A 16,818-nucleotide genomic window follows, 5' to 3' on the forward strand; every position below is an offset into this window, starting at 1 on the left:
CATGAAATGCCGGCATACATATCTTTTCGCGGGACTTTGTGCGCTGCTTTTCGGCGCGTGCACGGGTAATTTCCGCGACATAAACGACGACCTCTCCGGCATTACCGACGGCGAGCTGGAAGCCGACAACAACGGTTTGGGATACCGTCTGGGCATTATCCAGCAGGGGGGGGCTATTTCAATTACGATTTCGGCAAGGGCAAGAACTGGCCTTTCCAGCTCACGCAGAATCTCAATGCGGACATGTTTTCGGGCTACATGCACGACCCGAAACCCCTGCAGGGCGGGAGCCACAACTCCGACTATAACCTGCAGGACGGCTGGAACAGCGCCATGTGGCAGTTCACCTACTCTTATGTGATGCCCGAAATCTACCGGCTGGAGCAGACCGCCGCTGAGCTGATGCCGCCCTTCTATGCCATTGCGAAGATACTCAAGGTGCTGGCCATGCAGCGGGTGACCGACTATTACGGGCCGGTGATTTATACCCATTTCGGCGCGCAGGGCGCCGAATACGTGCCCGACGGCCAGCAGGAGGTCTACATGCACTTCTTCGACGATCTGGACGAAGCTGTAGAGATTTTGTCGGATTATGTCGCGGAGCGTCCGATGGCCGGCGAATTTGCGAAATTCGACCTGTTGCTCGACGGTAGCTATGCCGCATGGCTCCGCTTCGCCAACTCGCTGCGCATGCGTCTGGCCGTGCGTCTTGCGTCAGTCGCGCCGGAGAAGGCCCGCGCGGAGTTCCGCAAGGCGGCTGCCGACCCGTACGGGGTGATCGAGGTCAATACGAACAATGCGGCGGTCAAGACTTCGGGAATCTACTCGAATCCGCTCGGCGCGATCAACCGGAGCTGGAACGAGGCCGTCATGAACGCTTCGATGGAGTCCGTGCTGACGGGTTTCGGAGACCCGCGTATCGCGAAGTTTTTCGAACCCTGCGCCGAGGATCTCGTTATTGCGAATGACGGCGGGGAATCCGTTCCCGTTCCGTTGAAAGGGCAATATCACGGCGTCCGTCAGGGAACCGCCTTTTCGCATAACTATTACGCCGCCTTTTCGCGGCTTACCGTCGAGCCGACGACCGAAGTCGTGCTGATGTCTGCGGCCGAAGTGTGGTTCCTGCGCGCCGAAGCCGCCCTGCGGGGGTGGACCGATGAAGACGCCGGAACGTGCTACCGCGCCGGCGTCTTCATATCGTTCGCCCAATGGCAAGTGTCGGGTGCGGAGCAGTATCTGGAAAGCGACGCTTCCGCGGCCGATTACCGCGACCCGATCGCCCCGGAGAACGATATTGCGGCCCGGTGCCGCGTGTCGCCCCGCTGGGACGAGTCGGCGGCCGCGGAGATCGGACTCGAACGGATCATTACCCAGAAGTGGATCGCCATGTATCCCGAAGGCTGCGAAGCTTGGGCCGAGCAGCGGCGGACGGGTTATCCGCGTCTGTTTCCGGTGCGCTTCAACCATAGCAAGGGCCAGAGCATCGACACCGAGACGATGATCCGCCGCCTGCCCTATCCCGCGACGCTCGAAACCTCGGACCCCGAACAATACGAAATGCTACTGAAAGAGCTCGGAGGTCCCGATCACGGCGGCACCCGCCTTTGGTGGGACACGGGGCGCAATTTCTGAGACTTGTCCGTCGGCCGGAAACTGAAACACACCGCTTTTGCGGTGTGTTTTTTTTTGTTGTGTCCGGCGACGTCCGGCTGGTCCGTGTCCGGTGAATCCCGGCGGCGTTGCCCGGCCGGGGCTTAGCCCCGGCTCTCCATGCTGTCTATCGAAGGGTTGACCGCCACGACATCCTGTTCGATCTGCTGCCGGGAGGGGATTCCGTTTGCGGATGCGGGGGCGATGGGGCCGTCGTCGGAAATGTCGTCCGGCGTGATCTGGGTGCGCGTGGTTTCCTGAGTCTGCTGCGGATCGGCGGAAGGCTGTCCCACTTGCATTCCGCCCTTGTTTTCCCGCAGAGCTTCCTTGTCGTATGCAGGTCGTTTCATAATTCGAATTCTTTTTTTGTTCCGCGTGCAAAGGTCATACCATAGGGCGGCCCGCTGCCGGATATCGTCTCCGACGGGAATTTGCACGGAATTTGGGGCGGGTGCAAAGGTATTCACCGTAAACCGGACGATTATGAAAACAAGGAATTTGTTGCTGGGTATGGCCGCTGTCTGCGGCAGTTCCTTTCAGGCGGTCGCCTGCACGGGCATCGCGCTCACGGCTGCTGATGGCAGTTATGTGCAGTCGCGCACCATCGAGTGGGCCCGCGGCGTTTTGCAGAGCGAATACGTCGTCATCCCGCGCGGTCAGCGGCTCCGCTCCTTTACACCCTTGGGAGCCGACGGCATGACCTTCACGGCCAAATACGGCGTCGTGGGGCTGTCCGTGGTGCAGAAGGAGTTCATCGCCGAGGGGATCAACGAAGCGGGGCTGTCGGCCGGACTCTTCTTCTTTCCGCAATACGGAGGGTATGAACCCTACGAACCGGCGCAGAACGACCGCACGCTCGCCGATCTGCAATTCGTGACGTGGGCGCTGACGCAATTTTCGACCGTCGATGAGGTCAAAGCCGCCGTCGGAGGCGTGCGCATCGTCGCGTTGGAAAAGACGTCGGTCGTACACTGGCGCATCGGAGAGCCGTCCGGACGGCAGGTCGTGCTGGAAATCGTAGGCGGAGTGCCGCATTTTTACGAAAACGAGGTCGGCGTGCTCACCAACGCCCCCGGTTTCGAGTGGCAGCTCACCAACCTGAACAATTACGTGAACCTCTATCCGGGCGACGCCCCCGTCCGCCGGCTGGACGGCGTAACGCTGCGGCCTACGGGCGGCAATTCGGGGTTTCTCGGCCTTCCGGGCGACGCTACGCCGCCGTCGCGCTTCGTGAGGGCCGCCTTCTACCGCGCCACGGCTCCGCAGCGCGCCACCGGGTTCGAGACCGTACAGCAATGCCTCCACCTGCTCAACAATTTCGACATTCCCATCGGTATCGAACATCCCGAAGGCGAGTGTCCGGACATTCCGAGCGCCACGCAGTGGACCTCGGCTATCGACCTGACCAACCGCCGGATCTATTACAAGACCGCCTACAACAATACGATCCGCTGTATCGACCTCGCGGGGATCGACTTCGGGAAAACGGCCTACCAGTCCCATCCGCTGGACCGGAACCGGGAGCAGCCCGTGCAGCAGATCGCTATTCCGGAGTAAGACGGCGGTTGCGGTCCGTTTTCGGCGGCTTTTTCATGTTCGTCCTGAATATTGGTGTGGAAGCGTTCCATATCGGCTTGGAAAGCTTTTCCGGATTCCGGACCTTTGCCGCGCAAACGAAAAAAACGGCTTTTCGACCATGTCTGTACGACTTTGCGAAATACTGAACTACGGGGATGTCATGCTCGAACCGGGTGCGGATCATCGGCGTTTTACGCTATGGCGGCCCCTCGCCGTCTGTCACCGTTATTGCCGATTGGCGAAACGCTCCAAATTTCAGGACTATAGGGTGAATCTCACGTATGCCGAAATGCGTAAAATAGGATAAGGATAATGTCGTCCTGCTTAAAACTTCAGTGGTTATGAAAAAGGAGAACGAGAGTCCCTAGCGTTACTATCGTGTCGTAAGCGTCAAAAAGATCGATCGGTGGTTTTTCGACCGATACGATCATCGCAGAACCCACGCCAAAATCTATGAAACGGTCATCCGGCCCAAATTCGGGATGTGCGAGAATACGTTTCTCGACTACCGTCATGAATCGGACGAGTTGCTGGAACTGTTTCCGCAGTCGGCCAGCGTCGAATTTTCGCTGTGGCTTCCGACAGTACAGACCAAGTACATGGTTCCCGCCGAGGCGAACCGATTCAGCCTGATGCTCTGGGATTCGATCGACAAGGCTTTTCGCTGTATCCGGCGGCGGGAGCCGGGCTGCTGCATAGACGCCGACAAGTTACTGACGTATATGACGCTTTATCTGGAAGAAAGATCATCCGTCGGGATGAAGTGACGCAACTTATGAATGAAGAGAGGGGCTGTCCGAACAATTCGGGCAGCCCCAATGTCTTCGGGCGGTCTTTTCGTTTTCGGTTCGGGGAATCGGTCGAAGCCTTTGCAAAATGATGATATACAGTCGGTTTTCCTCTTTTTGCGCCGGACGGGCAACAAAAAAGGAGCCTCGGAAAAAGGCTCCTTTGTGCGGATAAAGGTGCTCCTGCACATTTGTAAGCCTAATGTATATCAACGGTTTGCAACGGTTTTCTATGCTTTATTCCCGCGTCGCCTACCGTCTTTTTGCATGGTCTTGCGCCCGCCTGCCCGTTTCGCCTGCGCCGTCGCCGTATCTCCTTGCATGACAGTACAAATATAGCGATTTTCGGCGAAAAAACCAAATGCGAAGACTTTTGGAGATGCAGGCGGATTTTTATCGTCAAATTGAGCATTATTCGTATTGTTAATATTATGCATTAATAGTTGGTTGTTTGAATGAAATTATGTGAATCGTATCAAGCTCGATTTATGTTCGATATCGATTTTATAAATGAAAAAATAATTTGCGTCATAAGATGACATAAATAAACATTATCTTTGTATTCATAATATAGTCTTAGTCATCACTTAAAACTTTACAATATGGACAGGCTGGGGTATAGTCAGATAAATTTTTTGTTCATTCTAACTTTAATACAAAGAGACGATGGACAAAAGAAACAAACTTTGGAGGAGAGAACAACAGAACCGGGTGTTTAAAGCTCGCATGGTTTATCATGCCGCTTGCGGGTGTGGAATCAAGAAAGCGGATGGTAACTGGAATAGACATCCTCATTGGTTCGAGTTGGCAAGGGTGAAATGGATGCAGATCTACAAAAAAACAGGAACGCCATGCAGTTGTTGGTTGTGCCGAGGAGAGAAGTATGATCGCAGGGGATATGTAAAGGAAACATTGCGGATTATAGCCGAAGCATAGACAGATTCGTATGCGTCACTTTGAAATTTAGTATTGTCAATATGTTGAATAATTTAATATTTAGAGCCTCATAAGTGTTTAATCGACTCGTAGAAAGTTACGGGTCAAACCTTATGAGATCATGAGCAGAAGCAGGAAACGAACACCCGTCAGCACGATCGCGTGTTGCAAGTCGCAGAAAAAGGACAAGCAGTTATGTAACCGTCTTTTTCGTAGCCGATCCAAACGATTTATCCGGGACGGTAAGGAGCTGCCGCTTCGGCTTCGGGAAGTAATGAATATTTGGGATTTTGCCGGTGACGGCAAATGCTATTGGGGCTATGATTGCAAGTATTTCGAGAAGTTGATGAGAAAGTAGCAGTACGCTCTCCTTTACTTTTGGGTAAGGGAGAGCGAATTGTATTTGGGTGGCTGTAAAATAATCGCTTCGACGGATTTTCGATATTTCAGGCTTATTCGTATCTTTGTTTCTATGGACAGAGGGGAGATTATCATTTACCAGACGGCAGACGGCGAGACCCGCTTGGACGTTCGCATGGAGAACGACAGCGTGTGGCTGACGCAGGCGCAGATTGCGCATTTGTTCGGAGTTGACAGAACGGTTATTGTCAGACATGTCAACAACATTTATAAGTCGTCCGAATTGGAGCGGGACGTAACATGTGCAAAAATTGCACATGTTCAGCATGAGGGGCAACGGCAAGTGCGACGTATGATTCCATTTTATAACCTCGATATGATTCTATCGGTGGGCTATCGCGTCAATTCCAAAAATGCCACTCAATTTCGTATCTGGGCAAATAAGGTCTTGAAAGAGTATCTAATAAAAGGCTATGCAGTCAATAGCCAGTCCAAGGCCGAGCAGTTGGAGGAGCTGAAACAAACCGTTCATCTGCTCTCGAACGTGTTGTCGGCAAAGGATGTTACGAAATCCGAGGCAATCGGGTTGCTGCGCGTGATTACGGACTATACTTACGGTCTCGATACGCTCGACCGCTACGATTATCAGCAGTTGGAAGTGTCGGCTACTACGACCGAGGAGCCGTTTCATGCGACCTATGAAAATGCGATGGAGGCGTTACAGGTGTTACGCGACAAGTTCGGAGGCAGCGAGCTGTTCGCCCACGAGAAGGACGAGTCGTTCAAAAGCACGATGGGCGCAATTTACCAGACTTTCGGCGGGCGGGACCTCTATCCGAGCGTTGAGGAGAAGGCGGCTAATCTGCTCTATCTGACGGTTAAAAACCATTCGTTCAGCGACGGTAACAAGCGTATCGCCGCTTTCCTGTTCCTTTGGTTCTTGGAAAACAATCGGATTCTTTACCGTGCTGACGGTTCGCGCCTTTTGGATAACAATACACTGGTCGCCCTGACGCTGATGATTGCCGAGAGCCGCACGGAGGAAAAAGACGTGATGACGAAGGTTGTGGTGAATCTGATCAATAAGAACAATTGACACGATAACAGCGTGTCGGATATCGGAAAAGTGATGAAACCTATGAAGCCTAGTCATTTTATGAACCGAGTTTTATTGTTTGTATTGTTGCTAGTGGTAGGCAAAGGTGCTTTGTCGCAGGAGCGGATAGATACACTCTACTATAGCCGTTCGGGGATGACGGTGCGAAATCCGGTTTTTGCCGATTATTATCGACTGGCGCTTTATCCTGCGGATGCGGCGGGGCTCAAAATGTTCAAGGATTTTTATATTTCGGGAGAATTGCGGAGAGAAGGGCGTTTTCAGACAATCGATACGCTTGATGATCGCCGGACGGTGTTTGACGGAGATGTTGTTTCCTATTTCAAGAATGGTCGCATGTCGGAAAAATCATATTATTCGGAAGGATTGTTGGAAGGCGAATATCGGCAATACGACGAGAATGGAACGTTGAAAACACGTGCGTCGTATGCCGGCGGCGAATTGTCCGGGATGTACGAGGCATACAACGGAGACGGCTCCTGCCGAATGGTGGAATATCGTGCAGGGCTGCCGGTTCATGATTATTATTTGCTGGCGGACGGCAGCGGGAACACGCTTAAATTCCGCATTGCGGACGACATGCCGGTATGGGAATCTCCGGTCATAACGGAGCGTTCGGTCGATTATCGGGACGGTGTGCCCTGGGAGGTCTATTTCAAAAACGGATTGACGATCGCCTTGACGGATGCCATCGTCCGGGATTACGGCAAGTGGCACCGGGTCGATCTGATTATCTCCAATTGTATATTTGTAATTAGTTAATTAAATTTGAATAGTTAAGACATCAGAGTATGGAATAAGTCCGATCTCTCATTGGTTTTCTAAACCGGGAATTATGTTCTGACCCCATACTCTTTACATCAGAATCCGGATAGTTCGTAAGGTGTCTGAGCCCGTATTCGCAATGAAGGACCAAGATGTAAGCGATGTCGTTAAAACCAAAAAATGAACGGCCATGAGGTACATTGGAATCGACGTGAGCAAGGCTACATTCGTGGTAGCTTACTCCTCCGACAAAGGCGGGGAGATCCGTACTTTTAACAACACGACCGCTGGTATCAGACAGTTTATCGGGACTCTCCCCAAAGACGGCAGTATCCACTGTGTTATGGAGGCGACAGGGAATTACAGCGCCTTGCTGCTGTATATGCTCAATGTCGCCGGAATTACTGTCAGCATGGAGAATCCGCTGAAGGTAAAGAACTTCGCCAAAGCCTTGCTCTCTACGGTCAAGACCGATAAGAGCGATGCACGACTCATTACCTTGTACGGAGAGAAGATGAACCCGCGTCCTTTCAAGGTACAGGGAGAGGCCATCCTGCGGCTCCGACAGAAAAGAACCGTCATTCGCCAACTTACTAAGCAGATTACCGCCATGTCGAACCTTCGTGGCTCTCTTGCATGTCTGCCTGTCCCGGACAAAGGTGCAACTCATACCGTAGACGAAACTATCAAGTTCCTTGAAAAGAAGCGTGACAGGCTCCAGGCGGAACTCACGGATCTTGTCGAAGTGGAGTTCAGCCGACAACTCGCGCTGCTGACGACCATCAAAGGGATAGGCATAACGCTTGCCACGGCGCTCATCATCACTACTGGAGGCTTTACCTACTTCCAAAATGCCAAGCAGGTGTCCCGGTATCTCGGAATTTGTCCCACTTACGAACAGTCCGGAACTTCGGTAAACATCAAAGGGCATATCAACCGAAACGGAGACGCATACACTAGAGGACTTCTCTATATCGCCGCTTGGCCTGCCAGTAGGTTCAATGCCCAATGCAAAGAGACCTATACGAGGCTCAGGCAAAACGGAAAATCGGGAAAACTCGCTATGATCGCTGTCGCAAACAAGCTCATCAGGCAGGCTTTTGCTGTTGTCGCGCACGATAAAGAGTATATCGACGGATTCGTCTCCAACAGACCTTAGTAGGAACCATTCTCCGATATTATTACTCTTTTTCCGCATTTTTTAATATAGTTCGTAATTCATTGACGCCGGTCGAATTCAATCCGGAGACCGATATGACGGCCTATTCCGTAGACGAACACGATGTCGCCACCGATCTGCAGGTCTGGTCTTGCGATAGCTATCTGAAGAAAGTGAACCGATCGCAGACCTGGGCCGCTGTTTTGATGGGCGTCAGCGAAGGAATGGCTTCTGCCGGCGCAGGGTATTCGACCTCCACGACGACCGGTTACAGCAGCTACGGCGGTTATTCGTCTTATACGACTACGACTTATAATCCCTCTGCAGCCTATCAGGCCAACATGGCCTCACAGCAGCGGATCGCTGATTTCGGTCAGGCCTTGCAGGACGAACAACAGGTCAAAAAGCTGGGATATTTGAAGAAAAACACGATATATCCCGGAGAATCCGTATCCGGATTTGTTCATGTAGCATGGATTAAAGGGGAGCGTGTTGTGTTCATTATCCGGATTGAAGGTGCCGAATACATTTATGAGTGGGGATTTGACAAGAAAAATGCGTTTTTATTGAATAAGAACAACTAAGCTGTATCATTTTTTCTAAAATTTAGTTGAGGAAATAATATCCGCAAGGTCCTGCAAATCGCTATGTGAGCCTTGCGGATATTGTTTTTAAGGTTTATTCCTTTGCGGGAAAGCGAAAAAATGGGAAGATTTTGTACCTTTACCTAAAATATTCTATACAATGGCAGCGATGAATACAGCCGACATCGGCTTTGAAAAGGAAATATGGAAGGCGGCGGATAAGATGCGCGGAAATATTGATGCATCGGAATATAAATCCGTTGTATTGGGACTTATTTTCCTGAAATACATCTCGGACAAATTCGAAGCTAAATATCAACAGCTTGTTGCCGAAGGAGAGGGCTTTGAGGAAGACAAGGATGAGTATTTGAGTAATAAAAATGAGAAGGGTAGTTATGATCCGGTTTTCTATGTCCCTGCGGAAGCCCGTTGGGAAGCTATTGCCATCCATGCACACTCTCCTGAAATTGGAACGATCATCGACAATGCGATGCGGGCAATTGAGAAGGAGAATAAGCGTCTGAAAGATATTCTTCCGAAAAACTTTGCGCGTCCCGAGCTCGACAAACGCCGCTTGGGTGAAGTTGTCGATTTGTTTACAAATATTCGGATGCATGAGCACGGCGATTCGAAGGATATTTTGGGTCGTGCTTACGAATATTGTCTTTCGAAGTTTGCTGAGGCCGAAGGAAAATTGGCAGGTGAATTTTATACTCCGGCTTGTATCGTTAAGACGTTGGTGAACGTATTACAACCTTATAAAGGTCGTGTTTACGATCCTTGCTGCGGTTCGGGTGGTATGTTTGTACAGTCTGCACAATTCATCGAGAACCACTCTGGAAATATCAATAATATATCAGTCTATGGTCAGGATTCCAATCCTACGACATGGAAAATGGCGCAGATGAACTTGGCGATTCGCGGTATCGAGGCCGATCTCGGGCGATATAATGCGGATACCTTTTTCAATGATTGCCATCCGACTCTGAAGGCCGATTTCGTGATGGCCAATCCTCCGTTCAATCTGAGCGATTGGGGGGCGGATAAGCTGGCGGATGATGTGCGTTGGAAATACGGTACACCGCCCAATGGCAATGCCAACTTTGCGTGGATTCAGCATATCATCCACCACCTTGCCCCGACGGGACGTGCGGGCGTTGTGCTGGCCAACGGCTCGCTGTCGAGCCAGAGTGGCGGTGAGGGCGAGATTCGGCGTAAATTGGTAGAGGCTGATTTGGTGGATTGTGTTATCGCTATGCCGCCGCAGTTGTTCTATACTACACAAATTCCCGTGTCGATTTGGTTTTTCAATAAAAACAAGCAACAAAAGGGCAAAACGCTCTTTATCGATGCTCGCAACTTAGGTACAATGGTAACGCGCAAACTGCGCGAATTGACCGATAGTGACACGGTCGATCCGATAAAGCGCGGCGATATTCAGCGCATTGCCGACACCTATAATGCCTATGTTGCTGGAAAATTGGAGAATGAAAAAGGATTTTGTGCGGTTACCTCTGTCGCAGAAATTGCCAAGCAGGATTTTATTCTCACGCCCGGTCGCTATGTGGGCATTGCTGCGCAAGAGGAGGACACCGAACCGTTTGAGGAGAAAATGACACGCTTGACGGGCGAGCTTTCTGGACTATTTGAAAAGTCGCACGAGCTGGAGGCAGAGATCAAAAAACAGTTAGGTAGTATTGGGTATAAATTGTAGCAAATATGGGCTTAATTCTTAATGACTTAAAAAATGCATGTGAATTAGAACATGTATGTGACTATGTAAATAATCGCACAACGAGTAGTATGAATTATATCTCTACGGAAAATATGTTACCCAATAAAGGTGGTATAAGTGAATCTACAATAATACCGCCTGGAACCACAACTGAATATAAAATCGGAGATATTTTGATCTCTAATATTCGGCCATATTTCCAAAAAATATGGTGTGCTGATAGGTGCGGTGGGTGCTCTGCGGATGTTTTGTGTATTCGTGCAAAAGAAAATACAGATAGCAAATATTTATACTATCTGTTGAGCCAGCAAGCGTTTTTCGATTACGTAATGTCGGGAGCAAAAGGGTGTAAAATGCCTCGAGGGGACAAAAAACAGATTATGCAATGGCCTGTAAATATCCCCGCAATAGATGTGCAGAAAAAAGTTGTAGCTATATTATCTTCTCTCGATAATAAGATCAGACTCAATCGACGGATAAATGATAATTTAGAGGAGCAGGCCAAAGCGTTGTTTAAGTCGTGGTTTGTGGATTTCGATCGAAACGAATGGGTTCACTGTGAATTAGGAGATATCACACTTATTACTGCTGGAGGTGATAGGCCTTCAAAATATACTAATAAAAAGACTATTGAGTGTCATGTTCCTATATATTCTAATGGAATAGATAATGAAGGATTATATGGTTATACAAATGTTGCAAAAATTCACGAGGAAAGTATAACTATTTCTGCAAGAGGAACTATAGGTTATGTCTGTTTGAGATTAGAACCATATGTTCCTATTGTCCGGCTAATTTCAATAATCCCTAATAAAAAAGAGTTGTCTGCAAAATATTTATACTTGTGGGCATTAACTCAGAATATTACAGGAACGGGGACGACTCAGCAACAATTGACTGTTCCGATTTTCAGAAAAACTCCAATATCAATACCCTCTGACACTAAATTGAAGCAATTTAACTCTATTGCTGATCCTTTATTTAGTCAAATTGAATCTAATAAAAAAGAAAACATAAAATTATCCACTCTCCGTGATACCCTTCTACCCAAACTCATGTCCGGCGAGCTCTCCGTCGAGGAGGTTTCCTTCGATTAGCTTGCTAAATTATCATTTATACGCTTATTGGTCTCTATTTTTTCGTCAATTGAAGAAAGAATAGAGACTATTTTTTGTTGAGTTTTAATATCAGGAATTGATATATCTTGTTCCTGAATAAAACTGTTGAAATCTAAATTCTTAATGCCGGTTGTGCCATTCTCATAGGGGAACATAGCATCTTTATTGTACAGATAAAGCCAGTAATTAAAAAGATATTCAGGTTGGATGCCCGTTGCTGTGATGGCTTTACAGAAGTTAGAACATATCAAAGGCTTACTATATCGGGATAATATTTTATCGGATATTAGCGCAATGCGCCCCGTTGACTGCGTTGGACTCCCGCCGGATATTTCGGTAGTGTAAACTGAACTGTGTCACGGCTCTGTTTTTATTCTTTCCCTCTTATTTGTGTGCAGATTTCACATCTGCATACAAATAAGAGGAGCCTTTCACAGGCAAAGTTACATAATCTTGAACCTATCACCAAATTTTATGGCAAGTTGCTGTGATATCAGTGCCCAATTAGACAGTGGCATAGTCCATTTCCCACTAATGTCTCGATAGGCAAGATACACAAGCTTTTCAAGTGCGGTGTCTGACGGGAACACACCTTTGTTCTTCGTTACTTTACGCACCTGACGATGATAGCCCTCAACCGTATTGGTTGTGTAGATAAGTTTGCGGATTGCAGGAGTATACTGAAAATATTCCGTAAGACGCTCCCAGTTGTCGCGCCAGGATTTGATTACTATGGGGTACATCTCACCCCATTTTTCATCAACCATGTCAAGCTGTGCTAATGCAGAATCCTTGCTTACAGCACCATATACGGTCTTGAGATCCTTCAGAAACTCTTTCTGATGCTTGCTTCCTACATACTTGATTGAGTTACGGATTTGGTGGACTACACATAGCTGAACGGAGGTTTCCGGGAATACACTTTGGATGGCATCAGGGAATCCCTTAAGACCGTCTACGCAACAAATCAGAATATCACGTACACCACGGTTCTGAAGGTCGGTCATAACATCAAGCCAGAAGTTAGCACCCTCACTCTCAGATATATACATACCAAGAAGATCCTTGTGACCAGACTTGTTTACACCTAGGACATTGTATATTGCACGAGTGACTGCACGACCCTTATCGTCTTTTACCTTGTAGTGAATGGCGTCAAGCCAGCAAATGGCATAGACGGGGTCAAGCATACGGGACTTCCAGGCTGTTATTTCGGGAATAACTCGGTCGGTTATAGCACTGATGGTTTCTGCTGAAAGGGTTGTGTTAAACTCACGCTCAAAGTACTTGCTTATATCACGAGTGCTTGTACCAAGAGCATACATGTTGATGATTTGATCTGCCATACCTTCAGCAAGAATTGTCTCACGTTTCTTAACTGTCTCCGGTTTAAAAGAACCGTCACGGTCACGAGGGGTTTCGACTATCACCTCTCCATACTTTGTCTGTACGGTCTTGCTCATCTTGCCGTTACGACGATTGCCAGAACTGCAGTCAACGCTATTAAGGTGAGCATCCATCTCACCTTCTAAGGCTGCGTTTAGGATACGTTCTAGCATAGGAGCCAAAGCTCCGTCTTTACCGAAGAGTGCTTCACCGCTACGCAGCTGCTGGGCTGCTTTCTTGTAGTCTATTTCCAAATTGGCCATATTATAAAAACTGTGTTAAACTATTATTATTATAGCCTGACACAGTTTATTTTACACTCTCGATATTTCAATTATTAAATTATTAGCAGATAAAATCTTTGATGTCGCTTTTTTATTATGGATAAAACGTTGTGGCATTTTGCCGACATTGCCTTTGCAAAGTTCGGGAATGTCAGCCCCTCTCACACATAATACTTCTGTTGTATAGTTCTCTGTGGGGGAGCCTTTGCCCCAATCACCACTTTTGACTTCTGATATTACATCCTTTATTTTGCAGGTTACTCGTGTCATACCTAATTTATATATTTCCGATGTGAGATTTTGACATTGCTTTGATTAACCATTGCATAGTGCATTGTCGTGTCGATTTTGACGTGCCCCAATAGCTTTTGTACCTGTTCGACCGGCATCCCTTTATCAATGGCCATTGTAGCAAGTGTTCGGCGGAATTTATGCGGATGAACTTTGTGAATCGAAACTTTGCGGCCGAGTTGGCGGAGACGTAACTCTACTCCGCTAATTTTAAGCCGATTATGCGGCTTGGCAATGGATACGAAGAGTGCCGGATTGTCATCTGTCCGGCTTTCGAGGTATTGTTTCAGATGAATTTTTGTGCGGGCGTTGAAATAGACTTCCCGTTCTTTGTTGCCTTTACCGAAAACGACGCACTCGCGTTCGTGAAAGTCTATATCTTCTCGATTAATTTTTACCAGTTCGCCGACGCGGATACCGGTAGACGATAGCATGTCTATGATTGCCAGATCTCGTATATGGGTGCAGTTGTCACGCAAAATTTCAAGATTTTCATCGGATAGCACCTCTTTAATTAAAGAGCCGGTTTTAACTTTATGGATGCGTCTCACCGGGCTTTTAAGAATATAATCTTCGTCTTCGAGCCATGCGAAAAAGCTTGAGAAAATTCTGCGGATATTGTCTATGGTAACTTTTGACGATTGGTTATTCGATTGGTATGATGCAAGATAACATCGTAGATCGGTCGTTGTTATATCGACGATATTCTTGTCGATCTGCCGTAACATATATTCAATAGTCGAAGCATAATATTTTAATGTTTTCTCAGAGCATCCCTCGACGCGTTTGGCTGATATAAATAGCGTTTGCAGTTGAGAATTAGCCTTGACTCGCGCTTCGCTATCCGGAAGCTTTTCTGCGATGACAATATTTTGCAATGTGCGATTCAGCACGTTACATAAGATGCTCATTTGATCTGCCGTAATGACGGTACGCATCGCGGTTTTAATTTCGTCAATTAGTTTTTCTTTCATGGCTGCGTTTGTATTATTGAAATTGATAAAGTTACGCAGTCCATTGAAATACACACAAAGATAACCGATAAATGATAATTTAGAGGAGCAGGCCAAAGCGCTGTTTAATCATTACTTTATTCAAAATACAGAGAATTTAGGAGAATGGCAAGACGGGGTTTTGACTGACATTGCCCAATACCTTAATGGATTGGCTATGCAAAAATATCCAGCGATGCCTAATGAGGCAGGATTGCCAGTTTTAAAGATTAAAGAACTTGGACAAGGACAATGTGACACCAACAGTGATCGTTGCTCATCTTTAATAAAACCTGAATATATAATTTCTGATGGAACCATTATATTTTCTTGGTCAGGAACCCTACTTGTAGATATTTGGTGTGGTGGAAAATGTGGGCTCAACCAACATTTATTTAAGGTATCTTCGGCAAAGTATCCTCAATGGTTTGTTTTTTATTGGACAAAGCATCATTTGAATAAATTTATTCGCATTGCGAAAGACAAAGCGGTTACTATGGGGCATATCAAACGATGTGATTTAGAAATATCAAAAGTAAAAATCCCAAGTAAGCAGGCTTTGGTTAATTTAGATAAGTTATTTTCTCCCATCTTTAATAGAATGGTTACTTGTCGAATTGAAAATAGGAAATTATCATCTCTCCGCGATACCCTTCTACCCAAACTCATGTCCGGTGAGATCTCCGTTGAGGAGGTTTCCCTCGATTAGCTTGCTAAATTATCATTTATCAAAGTTACTATTGTAATTTCTATTTTTGTTATATTTGTATTAAACTGGGATTTCTAATGGAATTAGATCTTAATATTGATTCAAATGGCAATGTAATCGTCAATACATTGTCGGAATATGTTGCATATATTTCTCAGTTGCAAGCTGCCAATGAAGGTAGCAATGAGCGATTCTTTTTCAGGGGCCAATCCAATAAAAATTGGGATGTGCGCCCGTGTTTATTTAGAGAGAATAACCTGACGATTGAATCCGATATTATATCCGAGGCTTGTGCTCGTGCTCCTTTTGAATTTGGCGGCCGAAGTGCATTTGAACGACTGACAAAATTACAACATTATGGACTGCCAACCAGAATGTTGGATGTAACGCTAAATCCTTTAGTCGCGTTGTATTTTGCGTGTGCGAAATGTGAAGATAAAGAAAACTACGACAAGAATTATAAAGAATCTGATACTATTGATGTCGACTCCGATCATTCATTTGATAATGAATATGATGTCGATGGGGCTGTTTATTATAGACGGGCTTATGGACATAAGCATAATTCAGATGATATTGATCTGTTGGCCCGAATCGCGGAAATGGATTTCAGCGGAGATATTGTATTGCATCAATTGGTCGAGAAATTAGGACTACGCAGTCAAATAAAACAAGCCGAGGATTTTGAGGAACTGGCAAAGGTGATGCAAAATGCTTACTTTGTTATATCGACATTCAACAATGAACGTTTGATTCGGCAGAGCGGAGCTTTTTTGCTTTCTGGTAGCATTAATATTCAACTCAATAAATCTGATTACGGCGCCAGTCGGATCGAGAAGAGCAGTTGTTCTTTAAATAGCCAGTTTGCGAGCGAAAGGATAATCATACCGGCCGGAAGCAAGGAAAGCCTTTTAGAAGAATTGAATTTCTACAATATAAACCAAGGGGCTTTATTTCCGGAGTTGGAGCATCAGATGGCATATATCAAATATAGTATGTGTAAATCTAATGTCAGAAGCGCTTCATCTTTTGAAAAGATAGATTTTGATGCAATAAAAGCTGAAGAATCTAAGGAAAGTGTTGAGATAGCTGAATCCGTAGTGAGAGAAGAGTTAGTTGATAAGGCTATTTATGATATCATATCACAATATATTTCAGATGATGCTATAAAACAGAATGTTCTTCGAATTATTACACGGCAAACCGAATATATAGATTGGGCCAATAAGGAAGCGACCATTAGTGATTTGAGGCGTAAAATCAAACGAAGCCTGTCTTTACAATCTATTAGTTCTGATGTCGCAACGCAATCTGCGCGTAATATGGTATCACAACTTGTTAACTTGTATGTGAAAAAATAACAATT

18 protein-coding genes and 1 pseudogene are annotated in these 16,818 nt (G+C 46.8%); 12 read left to right on the forward strand and 7 right to left on the reverse strand.

The window, feature by feature from the left end:
• Position 1: 1 nt before the first annotated feature.
• Positions 2-1,632 (forward strand): annotated as a pseudogene (locus ALFI_RS08790) (SusD/RagB family nutrient-binding outer membrane lipoprotein).
• Positions 1,633-1,754: 122 nt separating this feature from the next.
• Here ALFI_RS08790 and ALFI_RS08795 read toward each other — a convergent pair.
• Positions 1,755-2,000, reverse strand: a complete 246-nt coding sequence (locus ALFI_RS08795; protein WP_014775532.1) for a hypothetical protein — start codon at positions 1,998-2,000, stop codon at positions 1,755-1,757.
• A gap of 133 nt (positions 2,001-2,133) precedes the next feature.
• Between ALFI_RS08795 and ALFI_RS08800 the strand changes: the two genes are divergently transcribed.
• Entirely contained in the window at positions 2,134-3,207 is a 1,074-nt protein-coding gene (locus ALFI_RS08800) for a linear amide C-N hydrolase (RefSeq protein WP_009597176.1), read from the forward strand.
• A 503-nt stretch (positions 3,208-3,710) separates the two neighbouring features.
• Positions 3,711-3,995, forward strand: coding sequence for a hypothetical protein (locus ALFI_RS08805; protein WP_014775535.1), 285 nt, complete (start codon positions 3,711-3,713; stop codon positions 3,993-3,995).
• Between the two features lie 251 nt (positions 3,996-4,246).
• Here ALFI_RS08805 and ALFI_RS16915 read toward each other — a convergent pair whose 3' ends face one another.
• The gene (locus ALFI_RS16915; RefSeq protein WP_130064584.1) at positions 4,247-4,453 is read right to left on the reverse strand and encodes a hypothetical protein; all 207 of its coding nucleotides are present in this window, start codon (positions 4,451-4,453) and stop codon (positions 4,247-4,249) included.
• Between the two features lie 229 nt (positions 4,454-4,682).
• Between ALFI_RS16915 and ALFI_RS17780 the strand changes: the two genes are divergently transcribed.
• Positions 4,683-4,952 carry a hypothetical protein gene (locus ALFI_RS17780; protein ID WP_014775536.1) on the forward strand — a complete coding sequence of 90 codons (270 nt, stop codon included), beginning with the start codon at positions 4,683-4,685 and terminating at the stop codon, positions 4,950-4,952.
• 193 nt (positions 4,953-5,145) lie between these two features.
• Here the strand turns inward: ALFI_RS17780 and ALFI_RS17420 are convergent, their stop codons facing one another.
• Positions 5,146-5,568: a hypothetical protein gene (locus tag ALFI_RS17420; protein WP_229107539.1), complete on the reverse strand. Its 423-nt coding sequence runs from the start codon at positions 5,566-5,568 to the stop codon at positions 5,146-5,148.
• Here ALFI_RS17420 and ALFI_RS08810 point away from each other — a divergent pair.
• The 6 genes from ALFI_RS08810 (at position 5,476) to ALFI_RS16560 (ending at position 11,769) form a co-directional block, all read left to right on the forward strand.
• Complete coding sequence (locus tag ALFI_RS08810; RefSeq protein ID WP_232045735.1) at positions 5,476-6,408, forward strand: virulence RhuM family protein/type II toxin-antitoxin system death-on-curing family toxin; 933 nt, start codon at positions 5,476-5,478, stop codon at positions 6,406-6,408. The genes ALFI_RS17420 and ALFI_RS08810 overlap by 93 nt on opposite strands.
• A 33-nt stretch (positions 6,409-6,441) precedes the next feature.
• Positions 6,442-7,191 carry a toxin-antitoxin system YwqK family antitoxin gene (locus ALFI_RS17425; RefSeq protein ID WP_244264954.1) on the forward strand — a complete coding sequence of 250 codons (750 nt, stop codon included), beginning with the start codon at positions 6,442-6,444 and terminating at the stop codon, positions 7,189-7,191.
• Positions 7,192-7,384: 193 nt separating this feature from the next.
• On the forward strand, positions 7,385-8,353 hold the full coding sequence (locus ALFI_RS08820; RefSeq protein WP_014774638.1) for an IS110 family RNA-guided transposase: 969 nt from the start codon (positions 7,385-7,387) through the stop codon (positions 8,351-8,353).
• Positions 8,354-8,448: 95 nt separating this feature from the next.
• Positions 8,449-8,937: a hypothetical protein gene (locus ALFI_RS08825; protein WP_244264955.1), complete on the forward strand. Its 489-nt coding sequence runs from the start codon at positions 8,449-8,451 to the stop codon at positions 8,935-8,937.
• 160 nt (positions 8,938-9,097) lie between these two features.
• A complete protein-coding gene (locus tag ALFI_RS08830) occupies positions 9,098-10,651 on the forward strand; it encodes a class I SAM-dependent DNA methyltransferase (protein ID WP_014775541.1) in 1,554 nt (517 codons plus the stop codon).
• A 5-nt stretch (positions 10,652-10,656) separates the two neighbouring features.
• Positions 10,657-11,769 carry a restriction endonuclease subunit S gene (locus ALFI_RS16560; RefSeq protein WP_014775542.1) on the forward strand — a complete coding sequence of 371 codons (1,113 nt, stop codon included), beginning with the start codon at positions 10,657-10,659 and terminating at the stop codon, positions 11,767-11,769.
• On the opposite strand, the gene ALFI_RS08840 is transcribed toward ALFI_RS16560, so the two are convergent.
• The 4 genes from ALFI_RS08840 to xerA form a co-directional block, all read right to left on the reverse strand.
• The gene (locus tag ALFI_RS08840) at positions 11,766-12,041 is read right to left on the reverse strand and encodes a restriction endonuclease subunit S (RefSeq protein ID WP_052312783.1); all 276 of its coding nucleotides are present in this window, start codon (positions 12,039-12,041) and stop codon (positions 11,766-11,768) included. The two genes, ALFI_RS16560 and ALFI_RS08840, sit on opposite strands and share 4 nt — an antisense overlap.
• 192 nt (positions 12,042-12,233) lie before the next feature.
• Positions 12,234-13,439 carry an IS256 family transposase gene (locus ALFI_RS08845; protein ID WP_009316578.1) on the reverse strand — a complete coding sequence of 402 codons (1,206 nt, stop codon included), beginning with the start codon at positions 13,437-13,439 and terminating at the stop codon, positions 12,234-12,236.
• A gap of 51 nt (positions 13,440-13,490) precedes the next feature.
• A complete protein-coding gene (locus ALFI_RS16920; RefSeq protein ID WP_155835651.1) occupies positions 13,491-13,730 on the reverse strand; it encodes a hypothetical protein in 240 nt (79 codons plus the stop codon).
• A gap of 2 nt (positions 13,731-13,732) precedes the next feature.
• Complete coding sequence (xerA, locus tag ALFI_RS08850) at positions 13,733-14,725, reverse strand: site-specific tyrosine recombinase/integron integrase (RefSeq protein ID WP_014775543.1); 993 nt, start codon at positions 14,723-14,725, stop codon at positions 13,733-13,735.
• A gap of 196 nt (positions 14,726-14,921) precedes the next feature.
• On the opposite strand from xerA, the gene ALFI_RS16565 reads away from it, so the two are divergent.
• Positions 14,922-15,452: a restriction endonuclease subunit S domain-containing protein gene (locus ALFI_RS16565; protein ID WP_232045663.1), complete on the forward strand. Its 531-nt coding sequence runs from the start codon at positions 14,922-14,924 to the stop codon at positions 15,450-15,452.
• Between the two features lie 77 nt (positions 15,453-15,529).
• On the forward strand, positions 15,530-16,813 hold the full coding sequence (locus ALFI_RS08855) for an FRG domain-containing protein (protein WP_014775544.1): 1,284 nt from the start codon (positions 15,530-15,532) through the stop codon (positions 16,811-16,813).
• Positions 16,814-16,818 lie beyond the last annotated feature (5 nt).

The sequence above is a fragment of the Alistipes finegoldii DSM 17242 genome (genome assembly GCF_000265365.1).
Lineage (GTDB): Bacteria > Bacteroidota > Bacteroidia > Bacteroidales > Rikenellaceae > Alistipes > Alistipes finegoldii.